Origin of the sequence: Facklamia miroungae (assembly GCF_012396555.1) — a bacterium.
In the GTDB taxonomy this organism is placed as follows: Bacteria; Bacillota; Bacilli; order Lactobacillales; family Aerococcaceae; genus Facklamia; species Facklamia miroungae.
This window is the reverse complement of sequence record NZ_JAAXPS010000002.1, coordinates 133313-153332: the sequence shown is the minus strand read 5'-3', so window position 1 is coordinate 153332 and position 20020 is coordinate 133313. Positions and strand designations below refer to the sequence as shown.

Sequence of the window (20020 nt, the reverse complement as noted above, 5' to 3'; positions counted from 1 at the left end):
TTCCTCCTTTCTTATTCAAAACTATCCACTTTAACATTAAGCCAGCGCTGGAATAAATTTTCTCTTATAAGATTATCCTTTTTGACTCTTGGCGTATTTATATATACTTTTTTAAATGGTCTAGATCTCGCATAGGTGGTAGGGTCCCAATCATCCGCATTTAATGAACCCGAGGATAAACTCTTAATCGAAACATAGCGATGTGTCCATTGGTCTTCATAAAGCGCTGGATTCACTAAATAAACCGCAGCTAAAGAATCCCAATTATAAAACCCTTTAATTCCATACTCATATTCATTATCTATAAACCAAGGTTCAGCATATTTTTGAATGAGAGAAGCAATGCGCGAAGAATTTCCTGCAAAAGCTCGTTCATATTCATCTCTTGTAAACAAGAGATCTAAACAGTTGTTACCAGTCAGGGTAGAAACATTATTTCCCTTAGTTAAAACAGTAAAACTTGCTTGTGGATCACAAGAAAAATTTAATTCAAGCATTTCTTGGTTATCAAATATTAAGGGCTGTGTAACTCCCCCCATTAAAACTATTTGTTTCACTTTTTTAAAAAAATTCCTATTTCTCAAATAAGCACCATGAAGATTCGTCATAGAACCCACAGCGATCACGGCTAATTCTCCCGCATACTGATTGGCTAAATCAGACAATAATTTACTGGCTGGTGTCAAGTAATCGCCGGATTCTTTAGCTCCTCTGGCATAAGGAATTCTTTGAATAGCTAAATCACTCATTAATCTTCGAGTGCAACGATCGACTTCTTTGATTGAAGCATTTCCAAAGGTTGAAGTTATACCTACCAGATCAACTTCAGGACTACCTAATAAATACATTAAGGCAAGGCCATCATCTATGTCTCGGTTGGGGATATAAAAAGTGTTATCAAAATCAATTACAACTTTCATAATTTTAGTCTCCCTCATCTACCTCTAATTTATCTGCTACTTCTGGATTTTTCTTTTTTATAAATTTAGCCAGAAAAGCCGTTCCAATAACGAGCAAAGCCATTAAAGCAATTGATAGCATAAATGGAGTGTCGGTTGGTTCAAGTGCCTTATCTCCTACATTCACAAAAATAAAAGTACCTGGCAAAATACATAATAATGAAATCCATAAATAATCCCACAAAGAGATATCCGTCAAACCAAAAGCATAATTTTCAACATTATAAGGAATGATTGGCATGATACGGGCTAATGCTAGGACCAATTTTAAATGCTGATTATCCGTTGTTAGAATCCCTTTAGACTTTGGATAGCGCTTAAACAGAAAGGTTTGGACCGGTTGTCTAAATAAGTAACGTGAGATGAGAAACATAAAGGTTAAATTTAAGGCCGCTCCAATAAAAGTTAAGAAGGAGCCCATCCATAAGCCGAATCCCATTCCACCAACAAAGGCTAAAAATGCTACTGGAAAAAAGCCCATAGGTAAAAAGACCCAAAGTAATATATATATCCACTTACCGGAGGAACCCGATTGAATAATCATCTCACGAACACGATCCGTTGAAAAATTTAAGGTAAGCCAAATACTTAAGAACGTTAGTAGGATAACCATGCCTATTTTGAACCACTTATTTAACTGTATTTTTCGCATGGCGTTCATTATAAATTGATTTAACAATATAAATAACAATTGTTACGGCAAATAATAGCATTAAACCATAAAACAATTGTTTGCCTCCTCCACTAAAATTCTGACCGATATAAGAGTAAACGATCGTTGCTGGCAACTGACCAATTCCAGTTGCTAAGAAAAAAGGCCAAAATGTCATTGAAGTTAAGCCAGCAGCATAAGACACCAAGTCAAAACTAATAAACGGTAATAAGCGACAGACAACAATTGTATACTGACCATATTTCTCAAAAAAGACATCCAATGATTTCAAAGCTGTATTGCTCGTAAATTTAGTCACCACATCACGTCCCAAAATTTTTGCAATATAAAAGCATAAAGCCGCTCCAGCCATCGAAGATGTCCAAGATAATACAGCACCCCATAACCAACCGAAAATCGCTGCATTAGATAAGGTAATTAAAAAAGCGGGTATGGGTGATAAAACGGATTGCAATATCATGAGGAAAAAAGAGACAACCACCGCAACATTACCATAAGAACGAATAAAAGAAATGGTATCTTCCAAATTAACAGACTTCATCGCTGAGATAGACTCATTAATAAAGGACTGAAACGATGGAATGAAGAAATAGCATAAGAGTGAAAGGATTAGTGCAAAAATAACAGCAATTTGACTTTTTTTCATGAGTACCTCCTAATTAATAAAATTAAAAAATGATCACTATTTACAAAAAACTTCTTCCCTCCTTTAAAGTGTGGATTTATAATAATTCCTCAATCTTTTCTAACAATTGGTCTTCACCCATTAAGCCAAGTTGGTGGTGAACGACTTCACCGTCTGCATTAATAAAGATGGTGGTTGGTAAAAAGGTTGCCTGTAAGGCTAACATAGTTGAAAAGTTTACATCAAAATAAATTGGTAAATTTAAGTCTAGCTCTGCAACATATTCATTGACTGCTTCACTGGTTTCCCCTGGTTTAGAATGGGTAGCATTGATCATATAGAAGTCAATATCGCCTTGATACTGTTCCCAAGCTCTTTGAAAATAGGGCATTTCCTTACGGCAAGGTGGACACCAAGTAGCCCAAACATTGATCACCATAGGCCGCCCAAAATTTTCCGATAATTGAATGGTCTTCTCAGTTTGATCTTTAATCAAAACACTCTCGACATCTAGATGTTTAAAAGGATCTTTTTCCTCTTCTAGAGTAGTCATCGTCACATTTTTTTCTTGACTTGTTTTTTGACTAAGTTTAGTTTTTTTCTCTTCATCTTCTGTTTTTAGTTCTTCAGTAGTGATAATGGAATCGTCAACAGTCTTTGGATCAGAAGTTGATTGATTCAAAGACAGAGGTTGATCGTGTACCTGATTGTATACAAAAGCTCCTAGACCAATGACGGCTACTAGAAGCAATCCATAAGTTAGTAATTTCTTCATTTTATTCCTCCTAAATAAGTTTCAGTAATAATGACTCTAAAAAACCAACCATCGTTAATAACCCAAAAATAATCAAGAATAGGCCTGAAAAAGTATTAACCAATCGGTAATGTTTTTTTATAAAATTTAGGGCTTTTTTACTCTCATCAACAAGTAAAGCCGATAATATAAAAGGAATTCCTAGACCCAAACAATAACTAACGATTAATAGAAAAGAAGTCCAGCTTGTAGCCACGCTAGCTATATAGGTTAACGCAGAAGCTAGAAAAGTTCCCACACAAGGTGACCAAGATAGAGCAAAAATTAAACCAAATAAATAAGGATTTGCCACTTGACTACCCGTCGATTGGGGCAATATTTTGGTCATTAGTTTTTGGCCATTTAAAAAGTCAATACCCATCACTATCATCATACTACCTGCTAGAAGATTAACGAACTGACGATGAGCCATAAAATAAACGCCAATTGTCGATACAAACAAACTCAACAAAATAAAAATTGTTGAAAAACCTAACATAAACATGGTCGACTTTATCAATGTTTGTTTGGTTGTGTTTTCACCCTTTCCACCAGCAAAAAAAGCAATATAGAGAGGAATCATGGGCAACAAACAAGGTGAAATAAAAGTCATTAATCCTTCAATAAACAATAACAAATAGTCCATCATCTTTTCTCCTTTCTATCAAATTTTATCATGTGCAACGCTTCAAACAATTAAAATGCACTCAACTCGGTAGAAAAGGCCCTCCTATTCATCAGGAGTTAAAATTCCATTCCTTTAAAGATAGACCAAAAAAATGATTATAACTATAAGCACCCTTTAATATACAAAGACGCATATTAATAGAAGAAACACCTGATCAGTCTATCAAATGTCTGTACTTTTGTTAATAGACTTTGTCATAGTTAAACACACTCATTAAACTTTCTAATGATACTAAATCCTTTTAGATAGCCGCATCGATAGGATAATTGGTCGAAAGCCATACTATTTATCATAAATCTAAATAGATATATTTACCAAAACATCCTACTCACGAAAGGCTTTTACTTCTTCAACACCCCCGTTGACGGCGAAATCAAGTAATTGTTCCATCACTTGCCAATGCTTCGTTTGGTCGTGGGCTGCACCGAAAGTTAAACCAAGTGGAAAATCGACCGTAAGCATTCTTGGAGGTCTAGTTTTTATGGCTAACTTCGGTAAATGCATGATTGAAACAGATCGAATTCCCTGTTTCTCTATTTCTCTTTGAATAAGTCCAACGGACTGATGGCATATATATCAACCAGGCGAAAGCAATGCTAAATCAACTTGATCTGCAACGAGTTGACCAGCGATTTCTGGAGCCGTCTCATTCATTAATAAGTTGACTTTAGGAATGTACCCCATCAAACCATAATGACGAGGTGCCACTGAACCAATTCTGCCCTGATCAGCCATTTCTTGTAGCATTTCGAGCGGGAAAACACAGTTTAAATCTTGATCTGCCGGTCCGTGATCATAATGATCGTGAGTGATCATTATATCCGCCTTCTTACTTTTACCAGGAATTACTCGGTAGGTATGATCGCCTTTGATATTAAATGGTTGATCAACTTTTAAATGAGCCCCTGCTGTCGTTATGAAGGCTACGTTACATTTTGAAAGAGGCTTTGTTAATTCCACGATTTGTGGTGGTTCTTCAATTGTAACTACCATCCGCTTGGCCATAGCAGCGATAATATTTTCTTTGATACTTCTTTTCTTCATAATAATCCCTTCTACGAGTAATAGACATTCATAATTCTTTCCATTGAGGCATTTTTGCGAAAGAGATACTGACAATATTGCATCTTCAACAAAGTTTTTAAAATGCCTTTTTCTTTAAAACGGCGGTCAGAAGTATGAATAAACTGTTCAGCACGCATCATCTTTTCGCCTTTCGATCTACTTCTCAACGATAAATCATAATCTTCCATTAAAGGTAAGGAACGAAAACCACCTAACTCTTGATAATAATTCTTTCGCACAAAAATACCCTGATCACCAAAAGCAATCTTTCGGTGCTTCAAACGCCAATTGGAGCCATAGGCAATGCATTTTTGTTTCCAATTATCGGATGTAAAGCTAAGTTTGAAAGCCCCTATTTTACCTTGTGATAAACATTTGAGGATTTCTCGTTTAGGTGAATCTATAAAATAATTGTCTGCATGCAAAAAAAGCAGATAATCACCTTGAGCCTGTTTAACCCCTTGATCTAGTTGGTGACCACGACCTTTGGAGCTTTTTATAACTCTATACTTATGTTTGTTGAGATAAGCCAGCGTCCCATCAATACTTCCACCATCTACAAAAATTAATTCAACATCAGAGTCTTTCCATTGCTCAAAATTTTGAATAGTTTCTGGCAAGATTTCGATTTCATTGAAAACAGGAATAATCACACTTAACTGAATAATCATAAATCTGCCTCCTCAAGAGACTTAATATATTGCTCAATACGAGTTAAGAATGCAGGACTAATAAAGCGTTTGATTGTTTGAAAAGACTGATCGTTGGCTTTGATTTTCTCTGATTCTAAATATTGAACGTAAGCCATAGAACACCAGGTTATTCCCCGTAAACAAGTGAAATGTAGATATTTTTTAAGTTTATTCGTATTGATCTTTACCCCTGAAACCTCATTATAGTCTCTGATAAATTCTTTAATCTGGCTTGAGGTAAGTAATTGATTAGTCTTCCAAAGTGTAGTTGTTGGCGCTAGAAAGTGAGCTATATCTTGTTCCCTTTCTCCAACCAAAGGTTTTTCCCAATCGATTATATAAGAGTGCTCTCCCGGATTAATTAAAAAATTATGCGAGTTAAGTTCTGTATTGATTACACAAGGATTACTCAATTCACTCCGCAAGGAATATTTTTTTAACCCTTGCATTAAAGAGTCAATTAATTCAATAACCTTAGGATCCCTACCTGTCCAGCTTTGATAGTGACTATACATGTCAAGAAATTCATTATACATTACTGAAAATGGAAACTTTGCACGAATTAAATGGGGAATCTTTTCACTATCTACACTATGAATTTTCGCTAATAGTTGAGCTGCAATCGATAAATCTGTCTGATAATCTAAAGGACGACCTGGTAAATATTCTTCCACTAAATAACCCTTGCCTAGCAATTTCGTCTGAGGATGACATTCATAGACTTTAGGGACCACCCCTGTCGGGGCTAAAGCCTTCAATACTTGAAACTCATATTCAATTTGATTAGATAATTGCATTTGCGAGCCTAAGGCGATTCTGAAAATTTTCTTGCCTTTATCAATCAAAAAATTAGCATTATATTCACCTTGATTAAAATACACAGCGTTCGGATCTCCCGATAAAAAACGTACCACATCTTCTCGTGTATCTAAGTCTCGAATGGTTTCAGTGAGGGCATAAGAAAGTCCGGCTTCAGCAATTTTTTTTATTGTTTTTTGACAAACCTCATCGTGCGAATAAGTCTCCAAATCAAACATAACAGGAGAAAAAAAACGACTACCAATAATGCCATAACCTCCATCTAAGGTAGGCGTTAAGACGACATCTTCATGATCAAGCATCCTAATCACACGATTCAATAAAAGATGATTGACATCGACAAGATCACAGCCTAATAAAATAACTTTATCATAGCCTTGCTTAAAGATTTGTTGCATGGCTTGTGACATTCTTTTACCCAAGTGTGATTCCTCACTTTGACCATAAATATTTTTCTCATCAATCTTTAAATAAGACTGTATTTCCAACTTTTTTTCAGCTGGGGAAACATAAACAAAAACATCTGCTTCTGTTTGACAAATTTCTTTAAAAGTTTCTTGTAAAAGATAGATCGATAAATGATGAATATCTTCTTTTGGTAAGAAACCTTGTAGTCGCGTTTTGTTATAGCCAATCAGAGGGAGTTTCACAAAATAAATGATTGCATTTGACATTACATTCCTCCAGTTTTTGTCTTAATTTCTTGACCTGAAGGATGAAAGCCTAAGATCAATAAACCACCCATTAAGTTTCCTATTCCTAAGAGTGGCAAGCCTATTAAAAAATAAGGATAAGCGATAAAAACCTTCTTATCGGCAAGAAAAGTTAATATCCCGAACATTGATAAACCGATCATTGCTAAAATGAACCAATGCACCTTCCATGAAAGTTGATAGGAAACATGAATGTGTTTTTTTGTTTGGATTAAAGCAAAAAAAGCTACTGTCATGAGTAATAGGGCAAGCCCAAACCAGAGCCAATGCATATTTTCAGCAAACCAGCTTTCCGTAAATTGGAATTCCCGGTAATAGAGATGTCGATATAATCCCGAACGTTTTTTTGCATAATCATTTAAGAAAAATCCTACCCCAATAATCACAACTTCTAGAAACCAATATATTTTACTAATCATAACAAGCCTCCTATTATAACTCTGATCATTATAGCATAGAGTGCGCTTATTTTATGACTACCCATTATTGAGAATGCTAATAAATCGTGGTCACTTATTAGCATTAAGTATTTGTGAATGATTATACAATGCATTAAAATTAATGTATTAAATAAAAGGAGTGTATTTTATGATGAAGGTCTTATCAAAGATATCAAAATTTACTATTGTTTTATTGAGTACGTTAATGATTAGTGTTTCAACTATTTATGCTCAAACAGAAATAATGCCAGGTCAAGAACTAGAAAGGATTCAATTAGACAAAAAAGCCAAGGAAAAATACTTGGTCATTGATGTGCGCCCAGAGGAGCAATACGAAAAGGGGCATCTTTCTCACGCAATCAATATTCCACTAGAAGATTTAGGAAACGAATTGGATCGATTAGAAGATTATAAAGAAATGCCTATCATTGTCTATTGCAATACTGGTAAAAAGTCGGCCGAAGCAGCTACTCTTCTTTTAGACAAAGGATTTAAAGACGTTAAAGATGCCCAAGGCGTTAAAGAGTTTGAATATACCTTGGTAACCTATGAATCGATCTTACCTGATGAGTTTATCGAAGAAGCTAAGGATAAAGAGACGTTATTTATTGATGCACGAGATGCCAAAGATTTTGAGAAAGCTTCGGTAGAAGGTGCAATTAATGCTTCTGTTGATAACCCCGAAGCTGTCTTGGAACAATTGCCAGAAGATAAAACAGCAAAAATCATCACATTCTGTTATTCAGGTAATAAATCAGCTGATATTGCTAATTTTTTAGAAGAACACGGATATACCAATGTGAAAAATTCACTCGATGGAACTAAAGAAAACGAAAACCTCCCGCTCGTTGAAAAAGCTTCATAAATTATAAACAAACAAAATGACCCCACTCGTTTTGAGTAGGGTCATTTTATAGTAAAAGACTCCCTTAAAAACTGATAATATCTTCAAAATTGACATAGAGCCAATAATCTTCACCAATTTTATAGTCTTTAGTAGACTGGTGCAAAACATTAACATTCCATTGCTCACTATAATTAGTTAATTGAAATTTCAGATCCACGTATTCAGGGTATTCGACTAAATGAGTGAGTTTTGCAGGTAAAATCAAGCTTGAGTCTAAATCAATACGCATCGGTTTAACCTCTACTCGAATCGGTCTCACAAAAATTTTCTGGCCAAGATATTCTTTGAATTTAGAATTAGGATCCATTTCTAACCATTGCTTTCGGCTTTCATCAATAACTGTTAACGAATTTAATTGACCAAAAAAATTGCCCACATATTCATCTCTAGGTTGATTAAAAAGTTTTTTAGGAGAATCTACTTGAATTAAGTCTCCGTTATGTAAAAAGGCGATACGATCAGCAAATTGAACGGCTTCTCGCTTATCATGAGTAACTAGAATGGTAATTAATCCATTTTTTTTATGTAGATTATGAACTAACTGACCCATCTGTCTTCTTAAAGGCTCATCAAGACCAGAAAAGGGTTCATCCAATAAGAGAACTTGAGGTTCAGCAGCTAACGCTCTAGCTATAGCTACCCTTTGTTGTTGCCCTCCTGATAGTTCTTGTATAGGTTGATTTTCGAAATCAGGTAAACGTACATCATTTAACAATGACTTTACACGCTCATCTATCTGTTTTTCTGTCATCTTTTTTAGTTTCAGGGGAAAAGCAATATTATCTCTGACGTTATAATGTGGAAAGAGTCTTAAATCTTGAAATACTACTGATACGTGACGAAGATGACTTGGTTTTGCCATTATAGAATTGTGATTGAGAACTATGTCTCCCTTCGCCTGCTCGATCAATCCAGCAACTGTTTTCAAAAAAGTAGTCTTGCCTGATCCCGAAGGTCCTAAAAGAGCTATATATTCTCCATTCTCAACTTCAAGATTAATAGCATTTAAAATATTCTTATGATTAAGAATGACCGTTAAGTCGTCAATAACTAGAGACATTGTCCACCTCCTAATAAAATTCTACTTTCTCATATTTCTTTTGATAATGTTTTGTGAGCCGATTAAAGAGTCCCATAACAAGAAATGTCACAATCAAAAAGAATATAGCATATACGCTAGCTATCGTTCGATCATTTCTTTGTAAATAAGGATAGATGATGATTGATAGAGTCTGTACTTGACCACCGCCAATCATTAAAGTTAAAAAATACTGACTAAATGACACAACAAAAGATATAGCTAGACTAGTTGAAAGAACAGGAAGCAATTGCGGAAAAACAATCTTTCTAAAAGCGCCCCATTTATCAGCTCCCAATAGCCAGGCTTGTTCTTCAAGTTTGATACCTACAGCCTGATAAGCATCAATAATTAGATAGGAAGCATACGGCAAAGAATAAACAAGATGCACCAGTATAATGCCAGTCGTTGTATTCGCCAAGCCCCACTCCAGCATTTTTTGGTGAATACCTGTTGCAAAAACAATAATTGGTATCAAAAAAGGTAGAGAGATACTCAGGACAATTACTCTTTTTAAATGACCTTTACTTATCACAAAGGCACGCGCAGTCATTAAAGCAATTATACATGATAAAATCGCTACCAATGAAGAAATAAGGGTTGATGATAAAATCAGTTTTATCAAATGATCAGGTTGACTTATTAAACTTTCAATTCCTCGTAAAGAAAAAAATTGCGGAAGAAGTTGTGGCCATGGCCATCGTGCAGCAAATGCCCACACTAGTAATATAACAATTGGTAAAAGAATTGCTATAAGTACAAAAAGGCGAAAAATTTTAAACCGCATCTTTAGCTACTCCCTTCCCATTAAATAAGCGATTCTTGATGCGTGGAAAAACGACTAAAAGATAAATGGTTATTGCTGCAATTATACATATTAATAAAGTGATGCCATTATAAGCCATGGCCATAGGCCGTTGTTTGAGGTCAGGGTGAATATATGCCTCATAAGATGCCACTGGCAATGCTTTTGGTAGGGTTGGTCCTAGTAAAGCTGGGAGCTCATAAGATCCAAAGGCAAACATAAATATAATAAAAAAGGCTGCCAAGATAGTGTTCCTGGCTAAGGGAATAACAATTTTAACAAACCCCTGGAGTGGAGTGGCGCCTAATGTTTGTGCAGCTTCTCCTAATTTTCCATTAATTGATTCAATCATTGGGAAACAATAAAACAAGACGAAAGGAATTTCTTTCCACATAAAAGAGAGTATTATGCCCCACGCATTGGACTGAAATAAAATGGACTCAAACCATATTTGAGCGTTTTTTAAACCTATTGCATAAAATAAGCGCGCAAAAATACCTGTTCGACCAAATAATTGCAAGATAAAAAGGGCGACTACTAAATGAGGAACAATTATAGGTATTCGGACCAACATGCGCTGCCATTTTCGTAATTCTGATTGAATCAGCCAGAAATAAGCCCAAGCTATTCCGAAAAAAGTTGAGAGAGTAGCCGAAAATAAAGCAATCTTTAATGAAAAAATAACTGAGTGTTTAAACTGATTGTTAGCTAATAGCTCTTGGTAATATGCAAAAGTAAAATCATTTAAACCCAATGAAGGAATGATACCAAATGATTGTACCATTCCTATAAGGACTCCAAAAATCAAAAATAAAGTGATTATTAATTGAGGCATGAAAAGAAGCCAAGCAAATCCTTTTCTCTTTTTTACTCCATTCATACTAATTTCCTGCCACTTCTTCTAGCCATATTTCTTCAATTAAAGGGATGAGTTGAGCAGGCATTTCTGGCAAACGCTTAGCTAACAATTCATCCTGTGGAATAGTCCCTTTCTCGTTTTCTAAAGCTTTAAATTCAACTTTTGTTTGATCATCAATTCTCTTATCATCAATTACAGGTATTAAACCAAGATGCTCATATTTTGATAATTGCATATCAGGTGATAACATTTCATTGATTGCTACTATGGCTGCTGCTTTATTTGCGGAGTTTTTTCCAATAGCTATATAGTTAGTATTACCTACCGTTCCCTTGTCAAAAATAAATGATTGGGCAGTTGATGGATATGTACCATCTTTAATGGAATCAGCCACCTCGTTCGCAGTATATGTTATATAAAAATTAACTTCTTCGTCCATGAATAGATTATTTAAAGCGGGGCCATCGGAGGGATACGTTTTACCTTGATTCCATAAATAGGGAGATAATTCCTTCAAGTAATCAAGAGCTGGCTTTATCACTTCTTTTAACTTTTCTTTATTAACATCCATATTTTGGAATTCTTGGTAATCGACAAATTGGTAAATAATATTACGTACAAACGCTGACCCCGTAAAATCTGGCAAGGCTGGGTAAGTAAACATGCCTGGATTTTCTTTAGCATACCTTAATAATTCCTCTGCATTCTTTGGAGTCTCCTGAGTTATGGCAGAATCCTTAATCAAAACCAATTGCGCTTTAGAATACGGTGCTTCGTATCCTTCAATTGGAAAGCCGAAGTCTTTAATGTTTTCAAGCTCTTTCCTATCTATATACTTTATATAATTAGGTAATTTTTCTGTGAAAGGTCCAAATAACAGGTCGTTCTCGCGAGCTGATTTAAAATTCTCACCATTAATCCAAATCATATCGATTTCACTTTCTGTGATTTTCGCTTGCTTTTCACTCACTAATTGGCTCAAAATTTGATCGATATCCATAGGTATGCGATTCAAAGTAATATCATATTTTTCTTTAAGTTTTACTCCGTAAACTTCATCTAACCATTGATTAAGTTTCTCATCGCCACCCCAGCCATAAAAATTAACCTGACTTCCTTTTGCCAATTCAATCATTTCTTCAAAAGATAATCTTTTGACCTTTTCCGCTTCTTCTGCAAAGACATTTGTTAAATTAAAAACCAGGCTTAATAGAAAAGAGATACTTAATATTTTTATACATTTTTTCATTTTTTCTCCTTAATAAAAAGCATGCTCGTCTTACTTGGCGAGCATGCTTTGTTCTACTATTTTAAGATGCTTCCTATTCGGTTTCTTTTCCTGCATCCAAGTCCCCAACCGTTTTATATTCCACGGAGTCTGACTTAGGATCGCCGATTTGAACTTCTAAGTCATCGTTCATTTGCCATTCATTCCATCCACCATCAAACATAGTAGCTTCTAAACCACGTTCGTACATCATTAGAAATGGTAAGGAAGATCTCCAACCTGTTCCACAGTAAAAGGCTAAATCATTATCTACATTAAACCCTTCTTTTTCCCAGAAAGCAACAATTTCATCAAAATTTTTATTCGTTCCATCTTCATTCTTATAATCTTCCATATCTGAAATGTTGGCTTGACCAGACCCTTTTAATAATGGACGCCCCCAAACGGCTCCTTTAGGTTCACCTGCTTTAGGTATATAGGAATACCCTGACTCTATACCTAACCACTCATTTTCGGAACGAAGTGAAACTAAACGAAAATTATCATTATTAGCTAAAGCATCAACTGTATCTTCTAATGATAGGAGGAAGTCTGGATTAGCAGGAACTTCAACGCCAAATTCTTCAACGGTTTGTGGTTCAACTTTCCCTTCTTCCGTTTCAAAGCCAGCAGCTTCCCAAATAGCTAAACCACCATCCAATATTTTGACAGACTCGACTCCCGTGTAAAGAGCAGCATAGGCTACACGATCAACTCCAGTGTCTGGTCCATATAATATAAGTGTCGTATCCTTATCAACCCCATAATTTAATAAGGCTTTTTCAATCGCATCAGCCGATTTTAAATTCCAAATGGGGCCTTCTTCAATTGAATCAGTATTAATATGGATCGCTCCTGGTATGTGTTTTTTTAAGTAATCTGGACTAGCATCTGCTTCACCCCAGGTTACTTCTGCTAAAACATATTTCTCAATCGTTGAATTACCTTCTAGTACATCCTTAACCCACTCTGCATCTACATAAACTTGTTTAGTAGGATCAACCGGATATTTTTCATTATTTTGAACTTCAGCAGTTGTTTCTTCTGAATTATCCTCAGCATTGATAACGACCGTTGGCTGTATGATTCCGATAAACAAGAATGAGACTGTTAACCATGAAAATATTTTTTTCATAAGACACCTCTTTAAGATATAGTATTTCTGATTAAGCATAGCACTTCCTATTTTACCCGACAAGCTTGCTAAAATAACATCTAGCATTTATCAGCATCTCTGATGAAAGCGTTATCGTCTAAAATAAGAATGAAGACCACCTTTTTATTAGCTATAATAGTAATAATAATAAAATGATAGAGGAGAATAGATCTCATGATTTATTTAGATAATGCTGCAACCTCTCTAAAAAAACCTCAAGGGGTAATCGATGCTGTTGTTTCTGCTATTCAACATTCTGGTAATGCAGGCAGAGGATCATCAGAAACTGCTTTACAAGCCTCTCGAACTATTTTTCAGGCCCGTCAGGCCTTAAATCAGTTAATCAATGGACACGACCCTCGACAAATTGTCTTTACTCATAATGCGACTGAAAGTCTCAATACTGTTATTAAAGGAATTTTTAATAAGGGTGACCACGTAATTTCCACTGTTATGGAGCACAATTCTGTTTTAAGACCGCTTTATGAATTAGAAGAAAAAGGGGTTGAACTGACATTATTAAGCATAAATGATACAGGCACTATTGACCCAGAAGCCGTTAATAATGCTATTCAAGCAAATACTAAGGGAATGGTCATCACCCATGCTTCAAATGTTACCGGAGATATCAATCCAATTAAAAAAATTAGCCACCTGCTTCACCAACATCAGCTACTGTGTATTGTAGATGCTTCTCAAACGATAGGCTCTATCCCGATAGATGTAAGAGATTTAGATGTCGATATCCTTTGCTTTACTGGACATAAAGGTCTTTTAGGTCCTCAGGGTACTGGTGGCATTTATATTCGACCAGGAATAAGCATTCAACCGTTAAAATCAGGCGGAACAGGTATTGATACATTTAGCCATCATCAACCAATCGACTATCCTTCACGCTTAGAAGCAGGAACTCTGAATAGTCACGGCATCGCGGGGCTTTATGCAGGTGTTTCCTACTTGCTAGATTTTGGAGTCGATAAGATAAGAGATTATGAGCGCGAACTCTTAAACTTCTTTTATCAAGAACTTATAACGATTCCTTCAATTAAAATATATGGTCACTTCGATTCGAATGTTGACCGCTGTGCCATTCTATCCATTAATATAGGTAATATCGATTCAGCAATTATTGTAGAAGAATTGATCGATCGGGCCGAAATTATCACACGTGGGGGTGGCCACTGTGCGCCATTAATGCATGAAGCGCTTGGAACCAGGGAACAAGGGGTAGTTCGTTTTTCTCTTTCACATTATACCAGTAAAGAAGACCTCTTAACTGCTGTGAAATGTCTGAAAGACATTCCAAAAGATCTAAATTAATTGCGATTCACCTCAAAGCTTGATTTATCATTTTTATTAATAAATACACATGCTTTACAACAAGTAAAACTTTAACCATTCATTAAGATTTATCAGATCATAAGAAAGTAGTGACTCACTGTGGAACTAAAACAAATTCAAACCTTTATTACTATTGTAGAATGGGGTAGTTTCTCAGAAGCTGCCAATCAATTATACCTTTCACAACCTACTGTCTCCTTACATATTAAGCAATTAGAAAATGAATTAGGAATTGAACTCATTTCACGCACAACTAAAAGCCATGAATTAACTAGTCAAGGACAAGAGTTTTATAAATACGCACAATCTCTATTAAAAATGTCACGGAATATTGAAACCACCTTCTCACAAAGAAATAATCATCAACTTACAATAGGCGCCTCCTCAATTGCAGCTTCGTATTTATTGCCAATAGCTCTTTCAGAATTTGCTAAAGACAACCAGCAAATGCGCGTATCACTCCACCAAAGTGATACAATTGAAATTATTAACGATATTGCCTTAGGTTCTTTAAATATTGGAATTGTGGGCTCTAAATCAATGAATAGTAACCTAACTTTTGAAAAGCTTTTTTCAGATAAATTAGTAATCGTCACACCCTATACTGAAGAATATCGACAATACAAAAAAGTTGGCTATTCTATTTCGAAATTACTGGATAAACCATTTATAACTAGAGAAGAAGGCTCTGGAACTCTTAAAGAATCTGCTCTGATACTCCGCGAATTAAACATTGATCCTCTTAAACTGAACAAAGTATTTGAAGTCAATGATAATGAAACAATTAAACAGTTCATAAAGCTAGGTGTTGGAATTTCTATCCTATCGGAGTTAGCTGTACAGCCAGATGTTAAACATAAAGAACTCCTAACCTTTGATATTGAAGGTGTAGATTCGACACGTAATTTCTATTTAGTATACCGAAAAAACACCCATCTTCCTGAGTCAGTTAAGAACTTTATTAATTATATACGCAATTATCAACTGAATTTTGAGATTAAGAAATTAATGGAGGATAACTAAATAAGACTTAAGACTGGCCTTTTTTCTGAAGAATATGTCTATGATTGTCTTATCGCGGACATGTGATAAAATGTTGGTTGAGGAGTGTGATCGGATGGATGAAAAAAAGCGAATTAAGACCCAAAAATGGATGCATTTTCTGAATATCTTGGGTTTAATCGTCACTTTTTTATTAGTTGTGTGGGGATTCCAAGCAGGTGTTTTCACTGATGAACAGAAAATGCTGGATCTTATAAAAAAATTAGGCTTTTGGGGGCCCTTCGTTTTTATCATTATCCAAATCGCCCAAACTATCATTCCTGTTATGCCAGGAGCGATTACTATTCCAATAGGCATTCTTGCCTTTGGTCCATTATGGGGGTTTTTCCTTAATCTTCTGCCCATTTATTTTGGATCATGGGTGAATTTTTGGATTGGTAGAAAATATGGTAAACCGACCGTTCGTGCTATCCTCGGTGACAAATCATATTATTCAATGCTTAATCTTTTTGAAAAGAAAAATATTGGGAACGGATTATTTACTTTTCTAATGTTCTTCCCCTTCTCGCCTGCAGATATTCTCTGTTATGGAGCAGGAATTACTAATATGACATGTAAATATTTTTTTTATTCTCTTCTGTTAGGAAAGCCTGTTTCACTAGCTTTCTACGGTTTTGGCACAACTTATCTTTTAAAATGGTTAACCGGCCTATTTTAAACAAAAGAACAGCCACTTACCTGGCCATTCTTTTGTTTTTGTATTTAATTTTTTAAATGGACCAAATTTGTTTTAATTGTTTGATATTTGACCCAGCGCTTCCTTTTTCGTTGTCTAGTATTAAAGGTCGCTTAATCAACATACCATCTTCAAGCATTAAAGTGAAAACTTCATCTTTAGACAGATCTTCCAATCGGTTCTTTAAATTCAAATCCCGATATGCCTGACCAGAAGTGTTTAGCATTTTTCGAATATGACCTTCATAAGACTGATAAACACGTTCTAATTCTTCAATAGTCGGTGGCTCTTGCCTGATATCGATCATTGGTGACAATTCAAATCCTTCTGACTGCATTAGTTTAATAACTTTTTGACAAGTTGAACATTGTTTTAAACCATAAATTTTTAGCATTCTAACCCTCCAAGATTTTTAAAAATCATGAAACCCTTTTAGTTTATATCTTTTTGATAAGAGATTACGCCTTAAAATAAATTAAAGCAAGTAAAATCAAAAAACTCGCCCTCTTAATGCGGAAGGCGAGTTTTCTTCTATTCATCATAAAAGCGACGGTTTTTATTATTTGGATTATAAAAGGTAAAGCCTTGACCTATCACCTCTTGAACATCACTGACTGTCACAAAAGCATTTGGATCAATGGAGGCGATCCGGCGTTCTATTTTCATTACTTGCGGTTTAGATACAACTATATATAGCACTTCTCTTTCCTTATGCGTGTAGTACCCGTAAGCTCTAAAAACTGTAATACCTCGATTAACTGTTTCCGTAATCATTTGACAAACTTGTTCTGGTTCTTTGGTAACAATTAGCATCGCTTTACGTCGACTAAATCCATCCGTCACAAATTCTAGTGCCGCTGAAGTTAAAAACTTCATAAAGATCGTGACAATTGTATTTTCAGCACCAATAACGAAACCAGAAGCTAAAACGATGGACATATTAAGTAAGAAGGTACCAGTAGCAAAATTTATTCCTAGATATTTCTTTAGAATCATAGCTATAATATCTGTACCAGCTGATGAACCATGGCCCTTGAGGATTAGACCCAAACCGATTCCCATTATAACTCCACCTGCCATCGCTGAAATTAAGCGATTGTCTGAAATGAAAACAGGTGGAAAGATGGTGTTAAGGGCCCATGAAGTTACAAACATAGCATAGATTGTAAAAATTAAAGTACGTTTTTCAAGGAAACGATACCCAATCAATAGGATAAAGGAATTAATGATTAAGTTTGTCGTTCCAGTAGGAATATCCTTGATATACTTCAAAATAATCGCAATCCCGGCTACTCCCCCATTACCAAAATGGTTAGGGATAACAAAGCTATTCACACCAGCAGCATACACAAGACAACCTAAAGTCACCATAAAGATAGAATAAGCAAGCGCCCAAGGTTTTAGCTTCAATTGAAGTTTTGTAATTGACGATTTCATTTATTCGCTCCTAATTATATTTTTCATTGTCTATTATATAGTTTCTAAATCCAAAATACAGATTAATATGTAAATTTTCTATTAAAATTTTGCGTCTTAATAGTTAAGCTACTCTAATTAAAGTAAAACACAATCTATTTTACTCCACTGTTACTGATTTAGCTAAGTTACGTGGCTTATCGACATCTAAACCACGAGCAACAGTTGCTAAATATGCGAGCAATTGACAAGCAACCACACTGACAATTGGTGTTAAAAGTGGATGAACTTGAGGGAGAGTAAAATCACCTTCTTTAGCCAATGAGTCACTAGCAATTACAAAGGTTTTAGCGCCACGAGCCTTTACTTCTTCTAGATTAGAACGTGTATTTAAAGCCGTCACTTCATCAGTAATTAAAGCAATCACTGGTGTCCCTTCTTCGATTAAGGCAATTGTTCCGTGCTTTAATTCACCAGAGGCAAAAGCCTCAGTATGAATATATGAAATTTCCTTCAATTTAAGGGCCGCTTCCATGGCAACCAGATAATCCAGATAACGACCGACATAGAAAGCATGACTCACTTCATTTAATCCCATTTGAACCCATGAATTTAATTCTTCTTTTTGGGCAAATACTCTCTCGATCGCTTGAGAAACCATCGATAACTCATGGGCCATTGAGAAGTCATGGTTTTCAGCGAGAACATCCGCTAAAATAGCTAGCACCGTTAATTGAGCAGTATAAGCCTTCGTTGAAGCAACTGCTATCTCCGGACCAGCATTTAACAAAAGTGTAAAGTCTGATTCTCTCGATAAGGTGGATCCTTTGACGTTCGTAATCGTTAATGATGGCAAGTTTAACTCATTCACTTTTACTAAAGCTTGACGACTATCTGCTGTTTCCCCTGACTGAGAAATAAAGATAAAGAAGGGGTGTTGACTAAGAAGTGGTTGATGATAGGCAAATTCAGAAGATAAATGAACTTCAACTGGAATCTTAGCTAATTCTTCAATTATTACTTTACCAACTAATCCTGCATGGTAGGACGTTCCACAAGCTAAAATATACAAACGATCTGCTTGGTGAATTTTTGCCAAAAGTTCTGCTTCAATTTCAAATTCACCTGCTTGAGATTGATAAGACAATATATTCTTTCTGACAACTGCGGCTTGTTCATCCATTTCTTTAAGCATATAGTGAGGATAGGTGCCCTTATCAAGATCACTCGCATCAAGATCTGCTATATAAGCAGATCGCTGAACAGTCTTTCCTGTCGAATCTTCGATCGTAACCTGATCAGAACGAATCATTAGAAGTTCGCCGTCATGGATTTCAATATATTTACTAGTCAATTCAATCGTTGCCATTGCATCAGAAACAATCACATTAAAGCCTTCCCCTACTCCTACTAAAAGAGGCGACTTTTTCTTAGCAGCATAAAGTAGCTCGGGGTCCTCTTGATCAATTAATCCTATAGCATAAGAACCTTCAATTAAATCAAGCACCTTTTTAAATGCTTCTTTAGTACTAAGACCTTGTTCTGAGAAATGAGCAATCAAAGCCACAATTATCTCTGTATCTGTTTCTGATTTTAAGTCGACCTGACTCAAATAAGTAGTTTTCAAGTCTAAGTAATTCTCAATTACACCATTATGAACGAGTGTATAACGACCTGAATTGGACTGATGGGGATGAGCATTTTCTCTAGTAGCGGACCCGTGAGTCGCCCATCGAGTATGTCCAATACCTATTCCAGAATCAAGGGTGTGATTAACTGCTTTTTCAAGATCAGCAATTCTACCCTTTTCTTTAAAAAGATATCCTTGTCCTTGCTGACTTAATAAATAAAGACCCGCCGAATCATAACCACGGTATTCTAGTTTAGCTAAACCGTCCAGTATTACTCTTGGTACATTTCCTTCTCCAATAAATCCAACTATTCCACACATAAAATACGCCTCATTTCTTTCAATATTTTATGCTT

At 35.5% G+C, this 20020-nt stretch carries 21 protein-coding genes; 4 read left to right on the top strand and 17 right to left on the bottom strand.

Features of this window, described 5'->3' with window-relative positions:
• Positions 1 to 11: 11 nt before the first annotated feature.
• The 9 genes from HF969_RS02790 to HF969_RS02745 form a co-directional block, all read right to left on the bottom strand.
• The gene (locus HF969_RS02790; protein ID WP_090289251.1) at positions 12 to 920 is read right to left on the bottom strand and encodes a nucleoside hydrolase; all 909 of its coding nucleotides are present in this window, start codon (positions 918 to 920) and stop codon (positions 12 to 14) included.
• Positions 921 to 924: 4 nt separating this feature from the next.
• A complete protein-coding gene (locus HF969_RS02785) occupies positions 925 to 1572 on the bottom strand; it encodes a TVP38/TMEM64 family protein (RefSeq protein ID WP_245694799.1) in 648 nt (215 codons plus the stop codon).
• Positions 1573 to 1588: 16 nt separating this feature from the next.
• On the bottom strand, positions 1589 to 2278 hold the full coding sequence (locus HF969_RS02780) for a TVP38/TMEM64 family protein (protein ID WP_090289250.1): 690 nt from the start codon (positions 2276 to 2278) through the stop codon (positions 1589 to 1591).
• Positions 2279 to 2354: 76 nt separating this feature from the next.
• Entirely contained in the window at positions 2355 to 3032 is a 678-nt protein-coding gene (locus HF969_RS02775) for a TlpA family protein disulfide reductase (RefSeq protein WP_090289249.1), read from the bottom strand.
• Positions 3033 to 3042: 10 nt separating this feature from the next.
• Complete coding sequence (locus HF969_RS02770; protein ID WP_090289248.1) at positions 3043 to 3696, bottom strand: cytochrome c biogenesis CcdA family protein; 654 nt, start codon at positions 3694 to 3696, stop codon at positions 3043 to 3045.
• Between the two features lie 366 nt (positions 3697 to 4062).
• Positions 4063 to 4782, bottom strand: a complete 720-nt coding sequence (locus tag HF969_RS02760; RefSeq protein WP_342706689.1) for a glycine/sarcosine/betaine reductase selenoprotein B family protein — start codon at positions 4780 to 4782, stop codon at positions 4063 to 4065.
• An 11-nt stretch (positions 4783 to 4793) separates the two neighbouring features.
• Positions 4794 to 5474 carry a TIGR04283 family arsenosugar biosynthesis glycosyltransferase gene (locus HF969_RS02755; protein ID WP_090289245.1) on the bottom strand — a complete coding sequence of 227 codons (681 nt, stop codon included), beginning with the start codon at positions 5472 to 5474 and terminating at the stop codon, positions 4794 to 4796.
• On the bottom strand, positions 5471 to 6988 hold the full coding sequence (locus HF969_RS02750; protein ID WP_090289244.1) for a TIGR04282 family arsenosugar biosynthesis glycosyltransferase: 1518 nt from the start codon (positions 6986 to 6988) through the stop codon (positions 5471 to 5473). Before HF969_RS02750 ends, HF969_RS02755 begins: the two co-directional genes overlap by 4 nt.
• Complete coding sequence (locus tag HF969_RS02745; protein WP_090289243.1) at positions 6988 to 7446, bottom strand: hypothetical protein; 459 nt, start codon at positions 7444 to 7446, stop codon at positions 6988 to 6990. The genes HF969_RS02750 and HF969_RS02745 overlap by 1 nt, the downstream gene beginning before the upstream one ends.
• 169 nt (positions 7447 to 7615) lie before the next feature.
• On the opposite strand from HF969_RS02745, the gene HF969_RS02740 reads away from it, so the two are divergent.
• Positions 7616 to 8332 (top strand): rhodanese-like domain-containing protein, encoded by a 717-nt coding sequence (locus HF969_RS02740; RefSeq protein WP_090289242.1) that lies wholly within the window; start codon positions 7616 to 7618, stop codon positions 8330 to 8332.
• 64 nt (positions 8333 to 8396) lie between these two features.
• Here the strand turns inward: HF969_RS02740 and HF969_RS10160 are convergent, their stop codons facing one another.
• The 5 genes from HF969_RS10160 to HF969_RS02715 all read right to left on the bottom strand — a co-directional run bounded on the left by HF969_RS10160 (position 8397) and on the right by HF969_RS02715 (position 13518).
• Complete coding sequence (locus HF969_RS10160; RefSeq protein ID WP_090289241.1) at positions 8397 to 9434, bottom strand: ABC transporter ATP-binding protein; 1038 nt, start codon at positions 9432 to 9434, stop codon at positions 8397 to 8399.
• 10 nt (positions 9435 to 9444) lie between these two features.
• A complete protein-coding gene (locus HF969_RS02730) occupies positions 9445 to 10239 on the bottom strand; it encodes an ABC transporter permease (protein WP_090289240.1) in 795 nt (264 codons plus the stop codon).
• Positions 10229 to 11137: an ABC transporter permease gene (locus HF969_RS02725; protein WP_090289239.1), complete on the bottom strand. Its 909-nt coding sequence runs from the start codon at positions 11135 to 11137 to the stop codon at positions 10229 to 10231. Before HF969_RS02725 ends, HF969_RS02730 begins: the two co-directional genes overlap by 11 nt.
• A gap of 1 nt (position 11138) precedes the next feature.
• Complete coding sequence (locus HF969_RS02720) at positions 11139 to 12365, bottom strand: ABC transporter substrate-binding protein (RefSeq protein WP_090289238.1); 1227 nt, start codon at positions 12363 to 12365, stop codon at positions 11139 to 11141.
• 73 nt (positions 12366 to 12438) lie between these two features.
• A complete protein-coding gene (locus HF969_RS02715) occupies positions 12439 to 13518 on the bottom strand; it encodes a sulfurtransferase (protein ID WP_090289237.1) in 1080 nt (359 codons plus the stop codon).
• Positions 13519 to 13713: 195 nt separating this feature from the next.
• On the opposite strand from HF969_RS02715, the gene HF969_RS02710 reads away from it, so the two are divergent.
• The 3 genes from HF969_RS02710 to HF969_RS02700 all read left to right on the top strand — a co-directional run bounded on the left by HF969_RS02710 (position 13714) and on the right by HF969_RS02700 (position 16600).
• The gene (locus HF969_RS02710) at positions 13714 to 14859 is read left to right on the top strand and encodes an aminotransferase class V-fold PLP-dependent enzyme (protein WP_090289236.1); all 1146 of its coding nucleotides are present in this window, start codon (positions 13714 to 13716) and stop codon (positions 14857 to 14859) included.
• Positions 14860 to 14979: 120 nt separating this feature from the next.
• Positions 14980 to 15903 (top strand): selenium metabolism-associated LysR family transcriptional regulator, encoded by a 924-nt coding sequence (locus HF969_RS02705; RefSeq protein ID WP_090289235.1) that lies wholly within the window; start codon positions 14980 to 14982, stop codon positions 15901 to 15903.
• A gap of 94 nt (positions 15904 to 15997) precedes the next feature.
• Positions 15998 to 16600 (top strand): TVP38/TMEM64 family protein, encoded by a 603-nt coding sequence (locus HF969_RS02700; RefSeq protein WP_090289234.1) that lies wholly within the window; start codon positions 15998 to 16000, stop codon positions 16598 to 16600.
• Positions 16601 to 16652: 52 nt separating this feature from the next.
• Here the strand turns inward: HF969_RS02700 and HF969_RS02695 are convergent, their stop codons facing one another.
• From HF969_RS02695 to glmS, 3 genes are all read right to left on the bottom strand, one after another.
• Entirely contained in the window at positions 16653 to 17012 is a 360-nt protein-coding gene (locus tag HF969_RS02695; protein ID WP_090289233.1) for a Spx/MgsR family RNA polymerase-binding regulatory protein, read from the bottom strand.
• A 137-nt stretch (positions 17013 to 17149) separates the two neighbouring features.
• Positions 17150 to 18055 carry a YitT family protein gene (locus HF969_RS02690; protein ID WP_090289232.1) on the bottom strand — a complete coding sequence of 302 codons (906 nt, stop codon included), beginning with the start codon at positions 18053 to 18055 and terminating at the stop codon, positions 17150 to 17152.
• 139 nt (positions 18056 to 18194) lie between these two features.
• Positions 18195 to 19985: a glutamine--fructose-6-phosphate transaminase (isomerizing) gene (gene glmS / locus HF969_RS02685; protein WP_090289231.1), complete on the bottom strand. Its 1791-nt coding sequence runs from the start codon at positions 19983 to 19985 to the stop codon at positions 18195 to 18197.
• Positions 19986 to 20020 lie beyond the last annotated feature (35 nt).